This window comes from Cohnella silvisoli (genome assembly GCF_021190915.1).
GTDB lineage: Bacteria > Bacillota > Bacilli > Paenibacillales > Paenibacillaceae > Cohnella > Cohnella silvisoli.
Genome location: NZ_JAIOAP010000028.1, coordinates 11,462 through 34,710 on the forward strand (window position 1 = coordinate 11,462; position 23,249 = coordinate 34,710).

Below are 23,249 nucleotides of genomic sequence, written 5' to 3' on the forward strand. Positions count from 1 at the left end.
TGATAGATTTGAGAAGCGTCTTACGCCTTCCACGATCACTTTCCTATAATCACAGCCCCCCCCTCTTTCTCCGATAATCACCGGCCCAGCCTCACAAAACCTCGGCGTGAACGGCGAGAATTCCGATCGCCGGGTCGACCCCGCAAAGCGACAGCCGCATCCGATCCCAACGAATGCCTTGCCCGAAATCGACTTCGATCACGCTAAATACGCCATGCACCGTTTTATAGCAAAGCGATCGCGACCAGTATTCGGGCTGCGGAAACCCGAACGCTTCCTCACGCTTGAGCAAGTCGAAGCCATGCCGCAGCGGACGGCCTTCCCGCCAGTCGCTTTCATCCGCCCGCAGCAGCGGCAGCAGCCCATGGCGATTCGGGCGTTCCCGTCCGGATGTCGCAAGGAGCCCGACCAACTCTTCCGGCCAAAACCAGTCCAAATCTCCGGGCATCCGAAACGTACTTCCCATCATGCGGCCGTCGTCGCGCTCGAAGTGAAGGCGGAAGACAGGAGAAAACATGTCGTGATTCGTTAGCAGCGGAACGAGCAGCAAATAAAATTTCTTGTATAAGCGATCTTCTAACGTAACAGACAGTTCTGGCTGGCCGATTTTGCTGGAAAGCGGGATCCAATTGTGCGGTTTTACTCGAAAATCGAACGGGAGTCCCGGGACCCGGACAACTTCCGAATCCAGTCCTTTCAGCGGCGACTTCACATTGGTCCACGGCATATGATTGACAATTAGATAGCGGCGAAGGTCCTGCCAATTGTCGTCCGTCGTCCATCGTTCTTCCGGAAGCGGGACCGCCACCGTACGGCTGCGAATCGCTTCGGCGATGGCCGGATTGTCCGCCGTCTTCCCCGCTGTTAACGTCAAATCGATCCATTGCCCAGACGGCATCCGGATGTGCGCGGCATTGCCGCCGGCCGACACAAGATCCATCTGCCCCGCCGGAATCGGCACGTTCAAGACAGCTTCGGATCTTGGCGGCAAATCGACCGCGAACGTTTCCATCTGCTGCAGAAATACGAACGTCGCATTCCCACTAACGGCCGAAAAAGTATTGTTGCGAATGTTCAAAGGGATCGTTAGCCCGGTCCATTCGCCCGTTTGTTCCGCCTCGGCGGCGGCAAGCAGCGTCAGGTCGACCGGGTGCCAGAACGGGATGCCTTCCGGCGTTTCGCAGGAAAGAAAGAAGGTGCGCCTTGCGAAATTCAGCGTGCCCAAATTCCCGAAACCCGAATATGGCGCCAGCAGGCCGTCCCGAATGACGGCTTCTACCCGACTGTTATTCGTAATTACAGTCGACATCAGAACTCCGCACCGGTCGTCGATTCCCCGAATGAATGCCCCGTCCGCCTCAATGGCAATCTTGTCGCCCTCCGCGACGGAAAGCGGATGCCCGATCCGGTAGTCGGACGCGGAGAAACCGATGCCGATGCGGCTTGCGGCAAGAGGCGGCGTATCGAAAACCAGCTCAATGCAGCCGACGCCCGGACGCGTTTCGAAGCCTACGGCCGTTTCGTTGACCGTTACTTCCGTGACACGCCCGACCGGAAGCAGCCAGCGGAAGGCGTGGACCATCGGTTCGCCGGTATGGACTTCGAACGCGATCAAGCCGTCTTCCTTGCGATAGGTCACTTTATACTCGGGCAACCGCAGCTCCGCGCCGGGCCAATGGTCGGGGAACGACGGCGATATATGCAAAATGCTTGCGGCTTTGTCGACTTGCAGTCCGAACAGCGATTCCGCGATCGCCTGAATATACATGGCCGCGGGCGGAGAAAAGTAGGATGTCACATGTTCGTCGGTATTTTCCGGCCAAGCACCCTTGAGTGGATCGCCCGTCACCCAATCGGCCATGAGCTTCAACGGTTTATAGGCTTCATTGCGCAAACCGGCCGCCGCCAATCCCATCGCCCCCCAAGGCTGCTGGGCTACGGCTGCCTGGCATCCCAACGTCAAAGTAGCGTGAGTCGGAAAATGGTTCGAGGCGAACAGTTCCCCATTCGGTCCCGTCAATCGGTCGCGCAAATGCCGGATCCCCGTCCAGGCGTCCAGCCGGTCTTTGGCCATATCGTGAATGGCAGGATACACATAGGCTTGGTAAGCCGCGTCCAAGCGCTCCATTCCATGCGGATCTTTATAGAACATATAGCGGCCAAGATCGGGACGCCACAATTCTCTGCGCAACGCTGCCGAAGAACGGGCAATCAACGCTTCGCAGCGCACCCGAGCCGGTTCATCGGCTAGCGCTTCGGCGATTTCCATTCGCGTGCGCAGCATGCTGATGAATTCCATGGTGGGAATGGCGCTGCCATGGAGATGGCTTAAATAATCTTCCTGATTGCCGATCTGCTCTCCCCAGGCAAGCAGCCCATCGCCTTCGGGATCGTATTCCTCCAACGTCTGCGCGATGACCCGGTCCATGACGGGAGCGATCGAACGGGCGAATTCCAAATCGGCGGTAAACTTCCAATAATGACGAACTTGCCAAGCGTAAAACTGATTCGTGCCGCCCCAATCGCGGTACAACTCTCCATTCGGATACATCATCGCGACGGCGCCGTTCTCGTAGAGCCGCTCTGCCCGCGTCAGGATGCACGATTTCGAACGATCCGTCTGGCCGAGCCAATCGGCGGCCGCCGTATTCTGCATGTGCCACATGGCGAACCAATGGTGAATGGCTTCCAGCCATCCGTAAGGAGCGAACCAGTTGTACTCCTGATTGCGGATCGCGCTTGCGAACGCTTCGTCCATAGACGGTTCGGGCGTGACGATACGACTGGAGAGCAGTTCGTCGTAGTAAGCCTCCAGCTTCTTCAGTTCGGCGTCCGCATCCATCTCCCGGACGATCCGAAGCGCGCGCTCCGGCGAAGGAGCGAAACCGATCAGCACGTCTCCGCCGCCCGTCCCGGAGGGAAAACAAATTTCAAGCGCGGGCGTGTCCCCGGCGGAAAGCCCGAACGCCAAGTCTCCCTGCGATGTTACGGCAACCGGAAGCGGCTGCTTCTCGCTTCTGATAATGGCTGCTTGACGATCGATGAATACTTCGTCGCGTTCCGAGCGCATGCTCGTATCCGCCAGCCAATCCCGCGGACAAACTTTCATGATGCCGATATTTTCCCCGCTTCGCTCGTTCCACTGCCACCCCACCATATCTACCCGGCTTGAACCGCCGCAGCGAACGAGTACCGGAACCGCAGGTTCCGCTGAAACACGAAACAAGGCCGCGCCCATTTTCTCGGGGTCTTCCCGCCCGAACATAAGCGGGGCGATCAATAGCCGGACCGTCACGTCTCCAATGGCGTATTCCGCCTTCACTCCGCCGGGAACGTCTTCAACCCGTAAGTCTTCGGCGGACTCTGGACCGATCCATCTAAGATCCGATTCGATATAAACCATGAGTTTCGCAAGCAAAATTTGCGTAAGCGCAGTAGCATTTTCCGTATCATAGGTGGAGATTGCAGCATTAGGGCTCCTGTCTCCAATGACGACGGACGTCTCCTGCCATGCCGCCATCCGCTCTATAATTTCATTCCAATTTCGATTGTTGTCCATCTCGATCTATCCTTTCATCGAACCGACTACCATTCCTTTGATCATGTATTTTTGCGTAAAGACGAACAGCACGATCAACGGCAGCGTGGCCATCGCGCTAAGCGCGAAAATTGGACCGTAATCGACCGATTGATTGTTCGCCTTGAATTGCAGAATTTGAGGCATCAGCGTCATTTTGTCCGGATCCTTCAAGTACAAGAGAGGGGTGAACAGGTCGTTCCAATACGACAAAATATTGATGATAATAACCGTACCCGTAGCCGGCAGCAGAAGCGGAAATATAATCGACCAAAACGTCCGAAAACGGCCGCACCCGTCGATATCCGCCGCCTCCTCGAGCTCGCGCGGAATCGTTTTGGTGAACCCCGCATATAAGAAGGTGGCAAACGGAATCGTACCCGCCGTGTACAGCAGAACAAGGAACGTACGGGTATCGATCAAATGCACGTCCACTCCGAGCTGGAATAAAGGAATCATGTTGGTCTGAATCGGGATGACCATTCCCGAGAGCAGAAAATAAAGGATGAACTGAAACGTTTTTTGCGGCCTCCGGCCAATGGCATATCCCGCCATGGAAGTCAACCCGATCGTCAGCGCAAGCGCACCGCAGCTGATGAAGGCCGTATTTAGGAAACCCGCCCACACATCCACTTTGTCGAAAGCCTTGGCATAATGTCCCCAATAAAAGGAATCGGGCAGTTTAAGCGGATTGTAGAAGTCTTCCGGTTTTTTGAAGCTCGCCGCGAACAGATAGAAGACCGGGTACAAAAATAAGAGTGCCACCACGATCATAGCGAGCTCCGTCAGCAAGCCGGCCCGGTTGTCCGGCCGCGCAGCAATCCGGCGCATTATAATTCCACCTCCCGTGATCTGGTGAGACGAAGCTGCGCGAAAGTGACGATCATAATGATGATCATCAGCACAACCCCCGCGGCCGTTGCATACCCGTAGGTGAATTCCTTGAAAGCGGCATTGTAAATCGCGAGCGTAAGCGTGTAGGAGGCGGTTCCCGGTCCGCCGTTCGTCAACACGTAAGGCAAATCGAACAACCGCAAACCGCCGACGATCGTAATAAAAACGACTACCGTAACGGCAGGCATGAGCAGCGGAAACGTAATGTATCTGAACTTCATAAACGGCCCCGCCCCATCGATCGTGGACGCTTCGTACAAATCCGCAGGAATGCTCTGCAGGCCGGCCAAATAAATAACGGCACAGTATCCGAGCGCTTGCCACTGGGTCAGCAGCACGATTACGGGGAATACGGTCCGAATGTTGCCGAGCCAGTCACGCGCCGCTTGTTCCTGTCCGATATGGGTCAAAATGTAGTTCAACACCCCGTCGAACTGCAGAATGCTGTTCCACACTACGGACGCGACCACGAGGCTGACGATAACCGGCAAATAGAAGGCGGTTCGCAGAAATGCCTTTGTTCGGAACGACCGGTTGAGCAATACGGCGAGCAGCAGGGCGAGCGGATTTTGGATGAGCAGGCCGAACAATGTCATCCATATCGTATTTTTCGCCCCTTGCATCATCTTGGAATCCTGAAAAAAATAAATATAGTTATCGAACCCTATGAATTTGGGATCCCTGATGGAATCCCACTCCGTAAACGAATAATATAAGCTTTGGATAAAGGGATAGTAGATGAAGAGAGTAAACACAGCCATTGCGGGCAGCACGAGCAACAGGCCGAACCCATAATTTTTTGCTGACGATTTCAAGCTTGCATCCCCTGCCATTCATAATAAGGGGCCCGGCCGGCATAGTATTCGGACGGGCCCGGTTATGTTACTCCGGAGGCAAAATGACAGTGCCTTTGTCTTTCTCCAGTTTATTTTGCGCTTCTTTCAAGTCATTCGGATTGAAATTGACGCCCGACACAATTTTCGTAACCGTTTCCTGCGTTACCGTCGCAGCCGAGACCGGAATGAAAGACGAATATCCCGGAGAAGTTTGGCCATTGTTGACCGCCGCCAGCATCTCGTTCAAGGCCGGGGTCGGGTAGGTCGCTTCCACCCCGTCCAATGCCGGAATCGAGCCGTTGCCCTCGCTGAAAGGTCCGAGCACCTCAGGACTTACGATAATGGATACCAGGTCTTTGGCAGCTTGTTGATGCTTCGTGTTCACGTTGATCGAAAGCGATTCTCCCGCGCTAATATTCAAATTGTAATAACCGCTTTCCGTCGGGATCGGCATGTATCCGACTTCGAAAGCCTCAAAACCGTATTTGGCGAAATTGTCGGCAGCTACGCCGGGCATCCAAGGACCTTGGACGATCATCGCGGCTTTGCCGGAGGAGAACAATTCGGCCGATTGCGGCCAGTCAAGCGACAAAGCCGTTTTGTTGAAAAACTCCCGCTTCGTCATATCTTCAAATTTCCGCATCGCCGACTGCATTTCCTCGCCATTCAGCTTCTTCGTCCCATCATATAAATCTTTGCCGTAAGTCGGGCTGCTCTCGTAACCGATCGATTGCACCACAAGTTCAAGGAATAAGTTTGCGGTCCACAAATCTTTGAATCCGAGCGCAATGGGCGTAATGCCCCCCGCCTTGATTTTTTCCGCCATATCGATGAATTCCGCCCAGGTTTTGGGTACGGACAAACCCAAGTCGCTGAAAATTTTCTTGTTATACCATACCCCGACGGCATTCAGCGCCATGGACGCGCCATACACCTTCCCTTTGTAGTGGGTCGCTATTTTCGAACCGGGCCGCAGTTTGCCCGCCCAAGGCTCGCCCGATAAATCCATCAAATAGCCAGCTTCGGCGTACTGTCCCAACGTGTTTTGGTGAAAGAAGACGTCCGGCGCCGTTTCGGAAGCAAGCTCGGCTTTCAGTTTATCCATGTAGGTGGCAGACAGCAGAATATCCCATTGGATCGTGCCGTTCGGATATTTCTCTTTGAACGCCTTCTCGACATTCGCCTTGAAATCGGTCATATGCTGCCGGTCATCGATAAACCATGAGCCAAGCCGAATGACGAAAGGCTCTCCGCTCGCAGCAGTTTCCTCATTCTTTTCCCCCGTGCTGCCGGCGTTCGTCGAAGTGCCGCTTTCCGCGCTTGCGCTTTGCGTCTCGCCGTTTCCGGAGGATCCGGAGCCGCCGCACGCCGCCAGCATGACGGCGAATACGAGCAGCACAGCGGTCAAACTTAATGTTCGCTTCATCGTTAAAGCCCCCTGATCGTTTATGTCGGCTCTTCGCCTGACTGACTCCATCTTAAACCGGAGCCGCCCTTCGGCTGAATACGCTGTTTTGTCTATCCCTAGGGCAATTTTGATTATTTGAACTCAGTGGGGCTAACACCGACCACTTTCTTGAACCATTGGCTGAAGTAGGCGGGATCTTTGAAACCGACGGCGTACGCCACCTCATACGATTTCATCGGAGAAGTGCGCAGCAGCCGTTTGGCCATCTCGATCCGGTATTCGAGCACCAAGTCGCGAAAGTTTTTGCCCGATTCTTTCTTAATGCATTTGCTCAAGTAAAAATAATTCATATACAGCTGGTCGGCCAATTGATGCAGCGTAATATCGTCCTTGTAATGCTGTGCGATATATTGCCGGACCTGATCGATTACCCCATCCTGCGCGTGCGCACGCGATCGGGAAACGACGTCGGCGACCTGTTTCAAGTAGCTGTCCAGGAAAGCGATCAGATCGGATAAAATATCGTAAGACAGCATCTTTCTACGCGTTTCGAACCGTTCTTCGGCCTGTTCGAACGTCGGATCGAATTCCTTCAGCAGCTCCTCGGCTGTTTGGATCATCTCCATGGCGAATTGTTGAACCTGCTTTTTGCTCAGCCCGGTCGAGATAATTTCTTTGTAGGCGCCGGACAGGAATTCGCTTATGTTCGCTCCATCGGCTCTGCGCAGCAATTGTTCCAAATCTCTTTTGGTCAACTCTTTGCGATCGCGCAAATCTTCCTTCATCGCCGCGACCGCGCGATAGGACACGATCGATTTCTCGCCGAGCAACATGCGGTAATCGGCGCATTGCCTGATTTCTTCGATCCCTCTGGGCAAGTCCAATAAGGAATCCAGCAGGCTGCTAATGCCAATGGAAACGCTATGGGGAAACGTCTCGTTGCAAGCGGCCAGGATGGAGCGGGAAAGACGAAACGTTTCTCCCGCCATCGGTTCTTCTTCGATATCGGGTTGAAACAATAACACATAGATGCCGCTCTGGGACAACGTCGTCCAGTAATCGAACGGCTCGTTATCCAGTACATAAGTAATCCGCTCCCGCAACGACAGTTTGGAGAACGGCTTGCCCATATGATGCAGCATCTCCACATTGTCAATCTCGACGGACAGCACGATCAGCTTGCCCTCCGGCACTTCCGAACCGGTTAACCGCTCCCTTTTGTCATCCTGCGCAATTTCCGGATCCAGTACGAGCTGCAGCCATTCTTCCTTGCGGGTTTGCGCACTATTGGAAGGTTCAAGCCCCAGGCTCCTGATGCAGCGCACGCTGTCCACCAGTTCTTCCTCGGTGAACGGCTTCGTGATAAAATCGGAAACGCCCAGCTTTACGGCCTGTTTCGCGTATTCGAACTCGCTGTGGGCCGTCAGGAAAATAATATGCGTCTGCGGATAATCCCTTCTGACTTGTTCGGCAAGCCGTATTCCGTCCATATGTGGCATGCGGATATCTGTCACCATCACTTCCGGCGCATGTCCCGTACGGATGATGTTTTCCAGCGCCTCCGTTCCGTTGCCTGCTTGCTCGACGATCGAGAACCCGAGCCGGGTCCAACCGGGAATGGAGATGACGAAGTCCCGGACGGACTGCTCGTCGTCGACAATCAAAAGTTTTCTGGATTCATGCTTCATTTTGTTCGGCCTCGCTTTCGGAATCTGGAAGCAGGATCGGCAGCTGCAATCGGACAAGAGTTCCCCGTGCCAAGTGAATCAGTTCGAGGGCTGACGACGCTCCGTAGTGATGGGCAAGACGGGCGCGCACCATGTTCAATCCGGTACCGAACCCTTTCGGCTCCGTCTTCAGCTGCGGGTTTTCTCCGCTGTTTTCCACTTCAAGGATCATATTGAAATTTTTTTCGTAAACACGAACCTCCACCCATCCGCCTTCCTGATTTCCGTCGATGCCATGCACAAACGCGTTCTCGATAATGGGTTGAAGAATGAGTTTGGGCACCGTTACTTTGCGCAAATGCGGTTCCAAATCGATCCTGTACTGCAATCGGTCGCCATAACGGTACTGGTGGATCAAAATATAAAGGCGGGAAAATTCGATTTCTGTTTCCAGTGTCACCATAGGAGCGCTCGGCGAGATGGAAATGCGCAGAATGGTCGCAATCTGTTTGACGACTTCCGGGATGTGCGCCACACGTACCGGATCTTTGGATAAAATGCTGATATGTTCGAGCGTGTTGTATAGAAAATGCGGGTTGATGTATGTCCGGATCGCCTTCAATTCCGCTTCTTTCTGGAGAATTTCCGTTTTGTACACCTTCTGGATCAAATCGCGCGTCTCCGAAATCAGACCGTTGAAGCTATGGCACAAAATCGCGATCTCATCCGACGACTTAATGTCCTTAACCAGTTGGTATTGCTCCCTTTCCGCGCTGCGCATCAACCGGGTCAGCGTGCGGATCGGATTCGTTATTTTTCGTAAAATGGCATAGGTGATGATGACTACGATGATCCAGGAAACGATCGTTACGACTGCCGCAAACAATGCTTGGCCTCGAATGGCCTTGCTGATATCGGATGTCTGGATCAAACTCACATATTTGTAGTTCGCCTCATTGGAGGCTTGTATTTTCGTAATCCACTGCGACTTCGCATAGGGACTGATAAAAATGTCCTTTATTTTTTTCGGATCGTCAGCGGAAAGGATCATATTGCTCCCATTCAAAATATAAAATGAATCCTTCGGGTAGGAGGCGTACAGCTTCCGTATTTTTTCGGAATGAAGCATCAGGGAGAGAATGCCCACTTCTTGTCCGGTCTGCGGGTCGACCATTTTCATGGCGCATACCATCCGGCCCCGGTCGAGATAAAAGGCCCACTCCGGCGTCCCTAAACGCTCGAACGGCATCAAATGCAGCGCTTCAAAATACTGCACGGTCGACAGGCCGTCGGAAGTGTAAATCCGATTTTTGCTGTTGATTAAATAAATGGCATCCGCATAATCGCCGATCTCCTTGTTCATGTTCGTCAATTCGACATGCAGCGTCTCGGAAATGCCCTTTTCGATAAAGGCGCGTTCGGCAGGCTGGAGAGGAAACTGATCCGGAAAAGCGTCGTGTCTCAAAATCGTGACGAGGGGGCGTTGCGACGAAAGGTTCAACAACTTTTCTGAAAACGCTTTCAAAATTGTATCTATTTTGTTTTTTGTTTCCTCGAGCGTTTGGGCGTTCGACTCGACAATCCGCTCTTTCAAAATCGTGCTCGATCGATAGTAAAAGGTGCCGCTTACCAGCGTTAACGGAATAAGTGTCAGCAAGGAGTAAATCAGCACCATTTTGTAAAGCAATCTGGAACGAATCAACCGGAATAAACGCAGTATAAACATGCCCCCGCGTGACATTTTGCGAATGCGCCCCCCTTCAAAGGTTTTGCGAGATGATATAGTAATTATAGATTCTATGCTCCCGATCCCAACCTGTCAACGAATCCGAGGGCAGATGCAGATGTTCCGGTATCCGTCTTTACCAGACGAACAGGCGCCATTATCGGCTCATTGTATTAATTCACATCCGCCTCAAGCGGACCGGCAAGCTCCTGCAAATAAAACAGCTTTCCGGGCAAAGTCGGCATAAACGTGGACGGAAGCCATCTGTTCGGGCCATGGCGCTGCGTCGTCTAGAGCCTCCCAGCTGAGCTAAGCCCTCAAAATCTTACCTTAAGCCCGTATCTTCCATAAGGCCAGCTTCTTTATTGCAGCTACTGCGGCTTTCGCCTATGCCGGAATGTCCTTGTCATCTATGTAGCCAGTTGCGGCATTCGCTTCAATAGACACATCCAATGCGTTCGCTATCATCGCAGCAGAAACGTACAGGAAGTCAACGAGTTTCTCCATTCCTTGGCGCCTCACTTTTCGTTTAAGATGAAGGAAAGTAAGCCATTCCAATCGGAAACTGTGAAGGAGGAGAGCATCTTTGGAAGAATCGAAAGATAGGCTAAGCGAGGAGCAAATAAGGCAATTTCACCAAGAGGGATACGTTGTGCTGAAGGGGCTGTTTACGGACGGGGAAGTGACGGAAATCAAGGACAATTTCATGAAGATGCATGCGAACGGACCGATACCGGGCTGCTTCGAGCCGGTGTCGGCCGAGGAGGCGAACGGCGACGTCCTTAAGCAATATCCGCGTATGCTCCACCCGCAGAAGGTCAACGAGGTCGCTTTCCGTTACATGCTGAATCCGAAGGTCATGGCAGTGCTGCAAGATTTGCTCGAAGAGGAGCCGTTGGCCCTTCAGAGCATGTTTTACTTCAAACCGCCGGGAGCGAAGGGCCAGGCGCTGCACCAGGACAACTACTATCTCGGCATTCGGCCAGGCACTTGCGTTGCGGCGTGGACCGCCGTCGATCCGACTAACGAGGAGAACGGATGCATCATGGTCGTGCCTGGCTCGAATCGGGAGGATATTCAGTGCCCCAAGCTGGCGGATCCGGAGTTATCCTTCACGAAGGATTTGGTGGAGCTGCCGGAAGGAATGCAGCCGGTACCGGTACTGATGGATGCCGGGGATGTGCTGTTCTTCAACGGGAGCGTCATCCACGGCTCTTATCCGAACCGGTCCGCGGACCGATTCCGCAGGGCGTTCATCGCCCACTACGCCGGAATTTCTCTTACCCATGCCAACGCCTATTACACCCCGCTGTACCGGGCGGATCATACCCCGTTCGAGGTGGACGATTCTGAAATTTCCGGACCCTGCGGAACCGAATTCGATACCACTCTGGAAATTCACTAGGGCGGCCATGTTCAAAAGCGGCGAAAAGAAGCCCGGTATTCGGACGGACTGACGCCGTATCGGGCTTTGAAACGTTTGGCGAAATAAAATGGATCGGGAATTCCGACCTCCCGGGCGATGTGGCCGACGGATTCGTCGTTTCCCCGAAGATACCGCGCGGCTAACCGCAAGCGGATATGGTTCAACGCCTCCACCACCGACTCCCCTGTTTGCTCCTTGAAGAGATGCGTCAAGCGGGACGGAGATAGATTGACTGATGCCGCCAGCTCCCGGATGGAGTGCCGCCGACGGATGTCCGCGGTCAGCCGCTCCAGCACGGATTGAACGCGCGGATCCTGAAGCCCTTTCTCATCTACCGCCAACTGGCGGTGGACAAGCAGCAAAATTTCCTCCAGGGCGGACAAGCAGAGTTCTTCCCAATTCGTCTCCATATCCAATGAATCGCCGATGATTCGTTCGAACGTCCCGCGGATTCGCTCGTGAATGGCTGGTGTTTCGATCCGAACGGTCATCAGGCCATTCAAACGCACGGGCAGCCTGAGCAGGTGGGACCAGTAGGGCTTAGGTTTGAAATGGGCCCAAACGAACTCCCACTCGGCGCCTTGCGGCGTATAGTAATGGTGCCGAAGTCTGGGGGGAACGAGCGCGAGGTCACCCGAGGCGCACCGGAACATATCCCCGCCGTCTTCGAAGACTCCTTCGCCCGACAAGGTAAACGCGATCAGCCAATCGTCCGTTCCGTTCGACCGGAACGTCGTATAGCCGAAACCTTTGCGGTAATGTTCGGAAATAAAGACTCCGGGATTATCCCTCGGAGTCTCTTCTTCCAGCCCTCGCCCGTTCAAAAGGTCAACTCGATCATCTGATGCCCGTCCAGCCGGGGCAGAATAAATTCCGCCCGTCCGTCCCGTTCGGCGAAGACGATCTCTGTCCCTTGAGGCACAAGCCTTATGCTCTTTAAGGGCAACTCCGTCGTACGGACGGACAAGCCCACCTCGTGCAGCGGAATGACGTTCTCGATCGTGTCGATCGTGCCCGAACGCCGCTCCGGAATATAATGAAGCAAGTGCAGCACCCAGCGGTTGCGCTCCTTCTGGCTGTTCAGCGTCGTGAGCATCGAGCTGGGACCGTCGTGCCGGACAAGAGGCTCGGGCAGCAACAGCTTCAAGGCGTTCAGGAACAGTTTCTTGCACCAAGCCGGCGCATTGTCCTGATATTGCCGAAAGATCGGATGCATAAAATAAATGACGCTGCCGTGCTTAACAATGCCGGGATAACCGTATTTGCCGGAAGACGGCGTATGCCTGTGGGAGCTGAAATGCTCCCACGTCCGATTGAAATACGGCACGTTCACCGGAGCCAGCACCTCGCTGTCCGCTCCCGCCTCCACCTCCAAACCGCCTATATACATGACATGCTCCGTCAGCGGGAGCCCTTCTCCGATCGCGCCCGAAGGAACGAGATAATCCGGGCTGAACGGCGCAACGCCCTTGAACGACACGCCCATGAATGGCGCGAAGCTCGAACGGTCCGGCGACAAGCCGGATTCGAATGAAGCGATGACCGAGCCCCCACCCCGAACGTATGCTTCCAGCTTCGCGGCGAAAGCCTCGTCCGCGGGGACCCGGTCGGGCAGCACGAGTACTTTGTACGGCGATAAATCGCTGCGCGTATCGAGGATATTGAACTGATGCCCGGCTTCCAGCAGCATCCGGGTCACGCCGAACATCTCCTCCGGAATCGAACGCGAATCCGAGAACTCCTCGGTCGTGAACACCCCGATATCCGCCAAGCCGACGGCGTTCTCGCACCACGCTTCCTTCTGCCGAACCTGGGCGTACACGGAGCCGATCAACTCATACACGGACTCGGACAACTTGCCGCCCGGCTCCAATTGATCTCCGATCATGCACTTGGCGTTAAAAGCGAGCATGCGGTAAATTTCGTATTGCAGCGCCTCGGGGTTTTTGAAGGAATGGAAATCGCCCCATTCCGTATGAAACTTCCCGGTTTGGCCGAGGCAGTCGAGGCCCAGATTACGTCCGTACAGCGCGGCAATCGGAAAATGCGCATACCCCCAGCCGCCGCTCGGCAGCGATTCCAACTCAAAATGGGAGAAGGCGTCCCGAACGGGAGCGTGCATCGGTCCGATATGCGAGTTGTTGTAGAACAGACTTTGCCCATCGCGAATGCCCCGGACGAATGCGGACATATCGAACATGAACTCGTTCATCATCCGCTTGGCGAAAGCCATCCGGTTATGTCGGACGGATGGGTCGATTCCCGCCTTGATCATATCCTCACGGCACCAGCGGCAGGAACAATCAACGGGCTGCACGATATCGAAGAACACTCCGTCTCCGTCGATCATCTCCAACTGGTCCGCCGTCAACTCCTTGAGCAGCTGACGGTAAGGCGTGTTGACGCATAAATACCGGTAGAAGCCGGCCTCGTAAGGCTGGGTGCCGTGAGGCGCGCCGGTCTCTTCAGCCACTAACCATTCCGGATGCTCCTTGGCCGTATAATCGTCCCATTGAACCGTCGTATATATCGGCGTGCGAATGCCGCGCTTCCGGCAAGCGGCGATCTGATCCGGAAGCAGGTTCTTGTTCGTCAAATGAGGATGGACCCGCTCGGGGAACCGGGCGGAATCGTAGTACAGCATGCCGTGATGGCAGCGCGCGAACAACGTGACCGAGTCGACGTCGGCCTTGACGAGCGTATCCGCGAATCGCTCCGAATCGAAGTCCGCTCCGATGCCCGGGATGTCGGGACTCGTATGGAAATCCAAATGCACTTGCCTGAAACGAAGCTTAAGCGGGTTCATAGTTGACCTCCATTAATGAATTCGTCGTCCCGTGTTCCACGGGTCGCAAGACAAGCACTCTCGCGTAATGAGGCCGCAGCTTCAAGGGAAGCATGCCGGCGAATACGCCTAACTCCTCGTCCGTCCAGAAGTCGAACACCCGGTATTTCCCCTCGAGGCTGACGGCCAATTCCTTCTCTTCCTCTTCCCGATTGAACAAACATAGCAGCAGCCGGTCACCGAGATCGATTCGTCCGATCGTATGGCTGCGATCGTCGAATCGAGCGGCGACGCCGATCGGCGGCAGCAGCTTCTTCAGCATTCGCATGCGCTCTTCCGGCATCGTCGTCAGCGGGTCGCCGCTCAGGATCATGCCTCCTGAAGCGACGATGAACGCCTTGTGATACTCGAACTCGTCCTCCGTCAACGTCGCGTAATCCCATTGCCCGTTGTCGTCGTTGATCAGATCCAGCTTTTCCATGACCAGGACGTCGGGATCGTTGATCCACAAGGCGTTGTTCTGCCAGTTTCGGCCGAACAATTCTTGCGCGTTGCCGTCCACGACCTTCCATGTGCGGAACGTATCATTCGTCACCCGGTTGCCATGGAACAGACCGAGACTCGGCCAGAACGCTGCATTGCAGCCCAGGATGAAGCAGTCGTTTCCGACCCCTTCCACGATCGCCTTGACTCCGAGCCGATAAGCTTCGACCCGCGTCAACTCGGGGTTGTATCGGCGGCCGCCCGGAAGCGCCCCGTAGGAGAGGAAATCCAGCTTGATATAGCGAACGCCCCATTCGTCGTGCATGACCCGGGCGATATTTTTCAAATACCGTTGCACCTCCGGATGGGAGCCGTCCAGCATAAACCAGTCCGGATTCGCCCCTACTTCGGCATTGGGGTTGCCGGCTTCATCGCGGACAAGCCAATCCGGGTGAAGCTTGAACACTTCGGAATTTCTGCCCACGATGAAGGGAGAAAAGTAGCCGGCAGGCTCTGCGCCCGCTTCCCGGATCGTGTCGCAAACCGTCTTCATGTCATCGGCCCCGAACGCAGCCTTCGTGATCAGTACATCTCCGTTCTCCCCTTCATAACCGGCGTCGATCTGAATCCGTCCGAGCTGTGGAACCCGTTCCGCTAACGCACGCGCATTCTCGTACAGCATATTTGCGGTCAACGGCCGCAAGCAATAGAACGAACACCAGCCGGTCGGAATTTCTTTGTACCGCGGCGTCGGATGGCTCGCTTGAATCGTGGCCGCCAATTCCTCATACAAAGCGTCGCGATCCGTTCCGCTAGCCGCCAAGAAAGACTCCAGTTCCCAACATTCGCCCGGCCCGAGGAGCAAGCCTTCCGTGTCCATGACCGCTTCCACGTAATCGCTGCAAAACCGGAATTCGCCGGAAAACCGCCAGCACGATGCGAAACCCATCAACACCGATCCCGCACCCTCCGGGAACAATTCCAGCAAATTGTACGTTGTCCATAGGCCGCGCTCCCCCCCGGTCCGAGGCAACCGGAAAAAGTCCCAGTCCGCACCGTATTCGCCAATTGAGTAAGGCGACTCCAATGTACCCGCATATTGCGTAAGCATCTGATAACCTTCGCCATAGAAGGGAGTGTCGGGCGAATACGGCCATTCCCCGGCGAAAAGTACCACTTCCTTGATGCTGAGAGGTTCGCCGGATATGTTCGTTACCGTCGTCTGCAGCAGGTTTCCATTCCAATTTTTCTCGATGCGCACCGCTTCTTCCGAAGCGGCCGTTTCATCCGTCAATCTCGCGATCGAGGCCATCCGTTTCAGCCATTCCATCTCGCTTATCCAACTCCTTACAGAAACCGCATGCAGCAGTCCGCTGCATGCGGCTTCCTCTCTTATTTAGGCTGTGTTCCGCGCAATTGTTGCTTAGGTGGGTATAGCATAGGAATTAATCGATTATTTCGAGTAATTCCCTGCAATTGGGCCTTCTCCTGAGGAATTAATCGATTATTTCGAGTAATTCCCTGCAATTGGGCCTTTTCCAGAGAAATTAATCGATTATTTCGAGCAACTCCCTGCAATTGGAACTCAGCCATTATTTAAGTTTCTGATCGTAGATCTGCTGGGCTTCGTCGAGTACTTTCTGGCCGCCCATCGCCTTCCACTCTTCGACGAACTTGTCGAATTCGCTAACCGGTCTCTTGCCTCCGATGAAATCGTAGAAGCTCTTCAACGTGAACGTCTTCAACCGATCCTTGTATTCGTTATTGACGGGAGTCAGCATCGGGCCCATCAGGTCGACTTTGCCGACGCCCACGCTTTCTGCCGCTTCCCTGACTTTCAAATACTTCTTCGGCGTCATGAACGGCTTCTGGAAATCATAGTCGTTGAAGGCGCCCGGGAATGCGTACGTTCCGCCTAAGCCGAATTCCGTTTGCTTCTCTTCCGTGTCGTAAGGCGGAATCCAGGCGTAGTCGCCGTCGGCAGTCATCTCGTACGTCTTCCCCTTCACGCCGCGGTTTACGTTAACGTACGTTTCCAGATCGAAGGAGTACGCTTCGAACATATCCATGTATTTGATCATTTTCGCGCGGTCGTCCGCCAGCTGCTTCCCGAAGAACATGCCCGCGTCGCCGATCGGATTGGTTTGGAATGTACCGTAATCGCCGTTCGGTCCTTTAGGGCCTGGCATAGTCACCCAATTGACTTTCGGGTTATTTTTCTTCATCGCGTCGTATTTGCCTTCCCAGAACGCTTCGCCCGGAATGAAGCAGCCCCATTCGCATTGGGCGACGCCCGCCTTCTCGGCGATGATCGCCTTCTCCACTTCCTCCCAGTCGTTGAGCAGGAACTCGCGGTCGATCACGCCGTCCTTGTACCACTTCGCCAGCTTCTCCAGCGCCGTTTTCGCACCGGGTTCCACTTCGCCCCGCACGACTTTGCCGCTCCCGTCCAGTGTGAAGATGCCAGGGTAGACGCCGTAAGCGCCGAAGATCGGGGCGAAAATATCCCAAATTTCCAGTTTGCCTCTGGAAGTCATGCCGTACGTATCCTTCTTGCCGTTCTGATCGGGGTCGTTGTTCGTAAATTTGTATAGCATATCTTCGAACTCGTCGATCGTCTCCGGCGTTTTTTCGATGCCTACGTTTTTCAGCCAATCCTGGCGAATGCCGACGACGTTGATGTTTTTCCCGATCGACCAAGGGCCGGGGAGCGCGTAATTTTTGCCGTCTACCGCGAAAGCCTTTAACGGTTCCGGTCCGATCGACCGTTCGAGATATTGATAGTACTTCGGCATATGCTCCTTGATCAGATCCTCGGGAATTTCCGCAAGCACGCCCTGATCGACCAGCTTATAGAAGTCCGAGATCGGCAGGTTCCCCATGTAGTCCGGAATGTCGCCGGACGCGACGGACAGCATCAGCTTCTCCCGGTAGTCGCCGCCGTTGCTTGTCACCATGTGGATGTTCACGTTGAATTTGTCCTGCATGTACTTCAGCGCGTAAGCGTCCGGCTTGACTTTGTCGATGTTATGCGTCGTGAACGTTACGTCCATTCTCGGCTCGCCGGAAGCGCTCTCCGTCTGGCCATTCGTCGGTTCGTTAGTCGAATCTCCGCCGTTATTTTTGGAGCAGCTTGCGATAATCGCGGCAACCAGTACGAGAATTAAGCTCATGAATACGATTTTTCTGACCCTCATGCTTGTACACCCTTCCCTCTTCTTGTGTGGTGTGAAGCTTTTATCCTTTAATAGCCCCCATCATAATGCCGCGCACAAAATATTTTTGCACGAACGGGTACGCGAGGAGCAACGGGATAACGGAGAACATGATCATCGTCGCTTGCAGCTGCGGACCCGAGAACTTGCCCCCGATGCCCATCGTCGTCATCATTTGCTTTAACGTTTGTACGTTGTTGTCGTAGATGATTTTCCGAAGCACGATTTGCAGCACCTGTTTGTTCGGGTCGTTGATATAGATCATCGCGTCGAACCAGCCGTTCCAATGGACTTGAACCCCGATCCACAGAGCGACTGTCGCCAGTACCGGCTTAGACAGCGGCAGAACGACCGCGCGGAATATCGTCCCGTACCCCGCCCCGTCGATCCGGGCCGATTCCTCCAGGCTTTCGGGCAGCGACCGAAAGAAATTGCGCATAATCAGCACGTTGAAAGCTTCGACCATCCCCGGGAGCACGAGCGCCCAGATCGAATTCATCAGGTGCAGCTCCTTTACGAGCATGTAGCTCGGAATGAGTCCGCCGCCGAACATCATCGTGAATAGAATGATGAACGTGAACGTTCGATTGAACGGAAGCTCCGCCTTGGACAGCGGGTAAGCGACAAGCGCGGTGAATATCAAGCTGAGCGTCACTCCGAGCGCCGTCCGAAGGATGGTGTTGGCATATCCGACCCATACGGACTTGTATTGGAAAATAAGCAGGTAGCCGTCGAATGAAATACGTTGCGGAATCTTCAGCGCGTTGAACACGGGAGGCGCATCCTTAGGCGTCAAGGAAATCATGATTTGCGTCCAAAAAGGATACAAGGTAACGACGATGACGCCAATCATGAACAGGTAGAGAAAGAAGTTGAATACGTGTCCGCCGTTGATCTTAAACATGAGCTTTCCGTCACCCGCCTTTCGCGTTTACCATAAGGTGTTTTCTTTCCCGCCGGCCGATTTGGCGATGCGGTTCACGCCGACCACGAGGACAAGCGCGATGACGGACTTGAACAAATTGACGGCGGTAGAATAGCTGTATTCGGACTCGACCAGCCCTTTGCGGTAGACGAAGGTGTCGATGACGTCCGCGACATTGTACACGCTTACGCTGTACAGGTTAAAAATTTGGTCGAAGCCGGCATCGAGAACGGAAGTCATCCGCAGGATGAACAAGATGGAGATGACCGGCAGCAGCGAAGGCAGCGTAATGCGGATCGCTCTCTGGAACCGATTGGCGCCATCCATGACGGCCGCTTCGTACAATTGCGGATCGATGCCGGCGATGGCGGCGAAGTAAATGACCGATTCCCAGCCGAACGTTTGAAAAATATGGGTGGATACGAGAATGGTGCGGAAATACGCATCGTCGGCGAGAAACAGGATCGGTTCGTGGCCGAACAGTTGGACGATCTGATTGATCAGGCCGTCGAGCGAGAAGATCGACAGGAACATACCGCCGAGCACGATCCACGAAATGAAGTAAGGCAAGTAGGAAACCGTTTGCACCCATTTTTTGAAAACGGCCCTTCTGACTTCGTTGAGCAGAATGGCGAACAGGATCGGCACCGGGAACCCGAAGAGCAGCTTATACAGGCTGATGATGACCGTGTTTTTGACGACGACGTAGAAGTACGGATCCGAGAAAGCCATGTCGAAATATTTGAACCCGGCCCACGGGCTGTTCCAAATTCCTTGCGTGATTTTGAAATCCTTGAAGGCCAAGACGATGCCGTACATCGGTCCGTACCTGAACAACAGGAAGTAAATCATCGCAGGGACCATCATCAGCAGCAGCGTGCGATATTTTCTTATTTCTTTCAGTACAGCCAATTTTTTGTAACCCCCTTCTTTACACCCCCGTATTGCTTTGGTACAGTTAGGATAACACGGGGGACGTCCTCCCGGATTGAGGTCATTTTGTAGAAAAGCACAACATTCTTATGTTTTCGATGCAATCCATGGGTGACAAACGTAAGCGCTTACCATCGAGGAGGCTTGTCGCAATGAACATCCTGGTCGTCGACGATCAAAAGCTGGAACGGGACGGCATTATACGGCTGATCGAAAATAACAACTTCCGCCTGAACGTGGCGGAAGCCGAGAACGGCGTCAAAGCGCTGAATCATATCCGGGAGAACCCCGTAGACATCTTAATTACGGATATTCGCATGCCCTTTATGGACGGCTTGGAGCTATCGCAGAAGGCAAAGGAAATTTATCCCAATGTAACGATTATTATTTATAGTGCCTATGGCGAGTTTGAATATGCGCGGAAGGCGATCGATATCCACGTAGAGAGCTACTTGCTCAAACCGCTGAAGGTCAAGGAGTTCGTCAATGTCATGACCAAGGCGGTATCCCGCCTCGAAAGCGAGTCCCCCAGCCCGCGACATGACGCAGAAGCCGAAGCTCTCCCGCTCGAAGCGAGCCGCAAGGTAACCCAGGAAGTGATCAAGTTGATTCGCAAGCATTACATGCAGGACATTCATCTGGATATGCTCGCTAAGCAGGTTTATTTGACCCCGAGCTATCTGAGCCAGTTGTTCAAGAAGGAAACCGGCTCCGGCATCGCCAAATTCATCAAAACCGTTCGCCTGGAAGAAGCCCGGAAGAAGCTGCTCGGCACGAATATGCGCGTTTCCGAAATTTGCACCTCTGTCGGCTACACGGACTTGTCCTACTTCTGTTCCCTTTTCCGCAACATGTACGGCGCCACGCCCGCCCAATACCGGGAGGATCATCATGCATGAACAGGCTCTGGCTGGCCAAGATTGCTCTCCGTTTTAAAACGAAAGTCGTCCTTTCCTTCCTAATCGGCGCACTCGTGCCCGTGCTCGTACTCGGCATATACTCGTACCAGCAATCTCAGACATTCATTCACAACCAAGCGATCGCGGGGCTGAACAATACCGTCGGAACGGTCGCAGGCAACATCGACAACCGCTTCTCGCAGTATAATGGCATCGTCGACTCTATCATTCTCAATACCGGAATCCAACAAATCTTCGACCACGATTACGTGGATTATATCAATTTCGCCTGGGATAACCGCAACTATTTGGAGCCTTATTTCAAAACCATTCTCACGGTTCACAAAGAGATCGCGAAAATCATGATCTACCATTCCAGCAACTTGCCGGACAAAGGCTTATTCTATAAGTCCGCGACTGGCGTCAAGGATCAGATTTGGTATACGCAGGCATCAAAACAAACACAAGATTACTCCACGGTATGGATGCTCGATCACGATAAGTTGTACGCGGCCAGGAAATTTCCCGACATTCTCATGAACGGCAAAGACACCGTCTTATATCTCGAACTGGACGCCTCCAAGGTGTTCGATCTGTTTAACGACAAGACCACGACGGACGATTATGAAATGTTCGTATATGATGACCGGCTTCAGCCATTATTCGTCAAGCGGGGGGAGCACAGCGCTCGCGCGGAATTGAATGCCGGCCAGCTATCGTCTATGGAAAACGAGCTGACGGAGATCGACGGCGTAAACTATATTCTGGTCAAAAAAACGATTCCATCCGTCCATTGGCGGCTCTATTATCTCGTTCCGCTTCAATCGATCTCGCTGGATGCCGGCAATATCGCTAGGGCCACGCTCCTGATCATCGCTTTCTGCGTCGTCGTGCTGATTGTTCTCATCTGGCTGATCACGAAGACGCTGCTGCGAAGAATCAATGAGCTGAACAAAAAGATGAAGCTGGTTGAAAACGGGAATCTTCAGATCGAGGTGACCAGCCACGTTGGAGACGAAATCGGGGAACTGACCAACCGGTTCGGGAGAATGATCCGGCACGTCAACGAGCTGATTCAGGAAAATTACCAAAATAAAATCGTGCAGAAAGATGCGGAATTGAAGGCGCTGCAGGCGCAGATCAACCCGCACTTCCTGTACAATACCCTCTCGATCATCAACTGGAGCGCACTCGAGATCGAGGCGGAGAACATCAGCCACCTAGTGACGACCTTGTCCAATTACTACCGCACAGCTCTGAATAAGGGCAACAACGTGATCGCGATCCGAGACGAGATGGAGAACACGAAAGCGTATCTCACCATCCAGCTCGCCATGCACGACCACAAATTCGACGTCGCGCTGGAACTGGACGAGGAGATATATGAGTACAAGACGATCAATCTGATGCTCCAGCCGATCGTGGAGAACGCGCTGCAGCACGGTATCGACTGCAAGGAAGACGGAAGAGGATGGGTATCGATCTCCGTTGCTTTCGCGGGAGACGATATCGAATTCGTCGTATCCGACAACGGCCCGGGAATGGACCCGTCGCTGATCGACGAAATATTGGTCGCGGGCTCTCGAGGCTACGGGATCAAAAACGTGAACGACCGGATTCAGCTTCTGTTCGGGGAGGCGTACGGCCTTCGCATTGAAAGCGTACCGGGATCGGGCACCACGGTTGTCATTCGGATACCGAAATATCGCGGTCCTCCGTCTGATTAGACGAGCATAATCCCCTACTGAAGTCAAAAAAAGGGGCATTTTGCCGTGACCTGCCTAAACTGGCCTTTATATACTGATCCATGGATATCACCACTTCATCCGGAAAAGACGAGGAGTGAGCCTGATGAAATGGAAAGACTGCGCGGGTGCCTATATGGCTTACATCAGCTTAGGTTCGACTTGTCAAACCGCTTATCAGTTACAGAGGCTTAATCTTAGGAAATTTGCCGGTCCGTTAGATTGGTTTATCTCGCGCTCGGTTACCGATGTGGCCCGTCTGATCCGGAATCGTTTTAATGGGTTTATGGAATTGAATCATCTCCAGGTTCTTGGTACTGAACCCGCCCACTTCATAGTAAGAGATAACAGCTATGATATTGTCTCTTATCACGATTTTCCGTTGATGCGGAGATGGACGGATGCTTATCCCGATTTTAAACAAAAATTGAATCGACGCGTGAACGCAATGATAACGGCCGCTAAGAACAGCCCTCTCTGCTTGGTCAGAATCGATACGTCCATGATGGAGGCGCAGCAACTGTATGCAGCGCTAACAACGATCATACCTGGCGAATTCCAACTGTTAATCGTTAACAATAGCGATAGAGTCCAAGAGGTGAGACACGAAGATTGGGGACTTCGTCATATTGGTTCCGTAACGGTGCCTAACGGAGCGGATTGGAGAGGGTCCAACTTTGCCTGGGATCAAGTCATGTATGGTTTCCAGCTGAAATGAAGGGCGAACCTA

At 53.6% G+C, this 23,249-nt stretch carries 16 protein-coding genes; 4 read left to right on the top strand and 12 right to left on the bottom strand.

The window, feature by feature from the left end:
* Positions 1 to 91 precede the first annotated feature (91 nt).
* The 6 genes from K7P76_RS31985 to K7P76_RS32010 all read right to left on the bottom strand — a co-directional run bounded on the left by K7P76_RS31985 (position 92) and on the right by K7P76_RS32010 (position 10,123).
* On the bottom strand, positions 92 to 3,559 hold the full coding sequence (locus K7P76_RS31985; RefSeq protein ID WP_232190154.1) for a glucosidase family protein: 3,468 nt from the start codon (positions 3,557 to 3,559) through the stop codon (positions 92 to 94).
* A gap of 6 nt (positions 3,560 to 3,565) precedes the next feature.
* The gene (locus K7P76_RS31990) at positions 3,566 to 4,408 is read right to left on the bottom strand and encodes a carbohydrate ABC transporter permease (protein ID WP_232190155.1); all 843 of its coding nucleotides are present in this window, start codon (positions 4,406 to 4,408) and stop codon (positions 3,566 to 3,568) included.
* Positions 4,408 to 5,286: a carbohydrate ABC transporter permease gene (locus K7P76_RS31995; protein WP_232190156.1), complete on the bottom strand. Its 879-nt coding sequence runs from the start codon at positions 5,284 to 5,286 to the stop codon at positions 4,408 to 4,410. Before K7P76_RS31995 ends, K7P76_RS31990 begins: the two co-directional genes overlap by 1 nt.
* A gap of 67 nt (positions 5,287 to 5,353) precedes the next feature.
* On the bottom strand, positions 5,354 to 6,733 hold the full coding sequence (locus K7P76_RS32000; protein ID WP_232190157.1) for an ABC transporter substrate-binding protein: 1,380 nt from the start codon (positions 6,731 to 6,733) through the stop codon (positions 5,354 to 5,356).
* Positions 6,734 to 6,846: 113 nt separating this feature from the next.
* On the bottom strand, positions 6,847 to 8,403 hold the full coding sequence (locus K7P76_RS32005) for a response regulator (protein WP_232190158.1): 1,557 nt from the start codon (positions 8,401 to 8,403) through the stop codon (positions 6,847 to 6,849).
* A complete protein-coding gene (locus K7P76_RS32010) occupies positions 8,393 to 10,123 on the bottom strand; it encodes a sensor histidine kinase (RefSeq protein ID WP_232190159.1) in 1,731 nt (576 codons plus the stop codon). Before K7P76_RS32010 ends, K7P76_RS32005 begins: the two co-directional genes overlap by 11 nt.
* 571 nt (positions 10,124 to 10,694) lie before the next feature.
* Between K7P76_RS32010 and K7P76_RS32015 the strand changes: the two genes are divergently transcribed.
* Positions 10,695 to 11,513 carry a phytanoyl-CoA dioxygenase family protein gene (locus K7P76_RS32015; protein ID WP_232190160.1) on the top strand — a complete coding sequence of 273 codons (819 nt, stop codon included), beginning with the start codon at positions 10,695 to 10,697 and terminating at the stop codon, positions 11,511 to 11,513.
* 11 nt (positions 11,514 to 11,524) lie between these two features.
* Here K7P76_RS32015 and K7P76_RS32020 read toward each other — a convergent pair whose 3' ends face one another.
* From K7P76_RS32020 to K7P76_RS32045, 6 genes are all read right to left on the bottom strand, one after another.
* On the bottom strand, positions 11,525 to 12,358 hold the full coding sequence (locus K7P76_RS32020; protein ID WP_232190161.1) for a helix-turn-helix domain-containing protein: 834 nt from the start codon (positions 12,356 to 12,358) through the stop codon (positions 11,525 to 11,527).
* A complete protein-coding gene (locus K7P76_RS32025) occupies positions 12,355 to 14,340 on the bottom strand; it encodes an alpha-amylase family protein (protein WP_232190162.1) in 1,986 nt (661 codons plus the stop codon). The genes K7P76_RS32020 and K7P76_RS32025 overlap by 4 nt, the downstream gene beginning before the upstream one ends.
* Positions 14,327 to 16,132, bottom strand: coding sequence for a glycoside hydrolase family 36 protein (locus K7P76_RS32030; RefSeq protein WP_232190163.1), 1,806 nt, complete (start codon positions 16,130 to 16,132; stop codon positions 14,327 to 14,329). Before K7P76_RS32030 ends, K7P76_RS32025 begins: the two co-directional genes overlap by 14 nt.
* A gap of 262 nt (positions 16,133 to 16,394) precedes the next feature.
* On the bottom strand, positions 16,395 to 17,999 hold the full coding sequence (locus K7P76_RS32035) for an extracellular solute-binding protein (RefSeq protein WP_232190164.1): 1,605 nt from the start codon (positions 17,997 to 17,999) through the stop codon (positions 16,395 to 16,397).
* A 40-nt stretch (positions 18,000 to 18,039) separates the two neighbouring features.
* The gene (locus tag K7P76_RS32040; RefSeq protein WP_232190165.1) at positions 18,040 to 18,921 is read right to left on the bottom strand and encodes a carbohydrate ABC transporter permease; all 882 of its coding nucleotides are present in this window, start codon (positions 18,919 to 18,921) and stop codon (positions 18,040 to 18,042) included.
* 27 nt (positions 18,922 to 18,948) lie between these two features.
* Complete coding sequence (locus K7P76_RS32045; RefSeq protein ID WP_232190166.1) at positions 18,949 to 19,854, bottom strand: ABC transporter permease; 906 nt, start codon at positions 19,852 to 19,854, stop codon at positions 18,949 to 18,951.
* Positions 19,855 to 20,027: 173 nt separating this feature from the next.
* On the opposite strand from K7P76_RS32045, the gene K7P76_RS32050 reads away from it, so the two are divergent.
* From K7P76_RS32050 to K7P76_RS32060, 3 genes are all read left to right on the top strand, one after another.
* A complete protein-coding gene (locus tag K7P76_RS32050; RefSeq protein ID WP_232190167.1) occupies positions 20,028 to 20,774 on the top strand; it encodes a response regulator transcription factor in 747 nt (248 codons plus the stop codon).
* Entirely contained in the window at positions 20,771 to 22,501 is a 1,731-nt protein-coding gene (locus tag K7P76_RS32055) for a sensor histidine kinase (RefSeq protein WP_232190168.1), read from the top strand. The genes K7P76_RS32050 and K7P76_RS32055 overlap by 4 nt, the downstream gene beginning before the upstream one ends.
* Positions 22,502 to 22,625: 124 nt before the next feature.
* On the top strand, positions 22,626 to 23,237 hold the full coding sequence (locus K7P76_RS32060; protein WP_232190169.1) for a DUF1796 family putative cysteine peptidase: 612 nt from the start codon (positions 22,626 to 22,628) through the stop codon (positions 23,235 to 23,237).
* The last annotated feature ends 12 nt before the right edge of the window (positions 23,238 to 23,249 follow it).

Coding starts and splice junctions, on each gene's coding strand:
- K7P76_RS32000 (WP_232190157.1), bottom strand. CDS start 6,733: ATGAAGCGAACATTAAGTTTGACCGCTGTGCTGCTCGTATTCGCCGTC.
- K7P76_RS32050 (WP_232190167.1), top strand. CDS start 20,028: ATGAACATCCTGGTCGTCGACGATCAAAAGCTGGAACGGGACGGCATT.
- K7P76_RS31990 (WP_232190155.1), bottom strand. CDS start 4,408: ATGCGCCGGATTGCTGCGCGGCCGGACAACCGGGCCGGCTTGCTGACG.
- K7P76_RS31985 (WP_232190154.1), bottom strand. CDS start 3,559: ATGGACAACAATCGAAATTGGAATGAAATTATAGAGCGGATGGCGGCA.
- K7P76_RS32060 (WP_232190169.1), top strand. CDS start 22,626: ATGAAATGGAAAGACTGCGCGGGTGCCTATATGGCTTACATCAGCTTA.
- K7P76_RS32025 (WP_232190162.1), bottom strand. CDS start 14,340: ATGAACCCGCTTAAGCTTCGTTTCAGGCAAGTGCATTTGGATTTCCAT.
- K7P76_RS32035 (WP_232190164.1), bottom strand. CDS start 17,999: ATGAGGGTCAGAAAAATCGTATTCATGAGCTTAATTCTCGTACTGGTT.
- K7P76_RS32040 (WP_232190165.1), bottom strand. CDS start 18,921: ATGTTTAAGATCAACGGCGGACACGTATTCAACTTCTTTCTCTACCTG.
- K7P76_RS32005 (WP_232190158.1), bottom strand. CDS start 8,403: ATGAAGCATGAATCCAGAAAACTTTTGATTGTCGACGACGAGCAGTCC.
- K7P76_RS32030 (WP_232190163.1), bottom strand. CDS start 16,132: ATGGAATGGCTGAAACGGATGGCCTCGATCGCGAGATTGACGGATGAA.
- K7P76_RS32010 (WP_232190159.1), bottom strand. CDS start 10,123: ATGTCACGCGGGGGCATGTTTATACTGCGTTTATTCCGGTTGATTCGT.
- K7P76_RS32055 (WP_232190168.1), top strand. CDS start 20,771: ATGAACAGGCTCTGGCTGGCCAAGATTGCTCTCCGTTTTAAAACGAAA.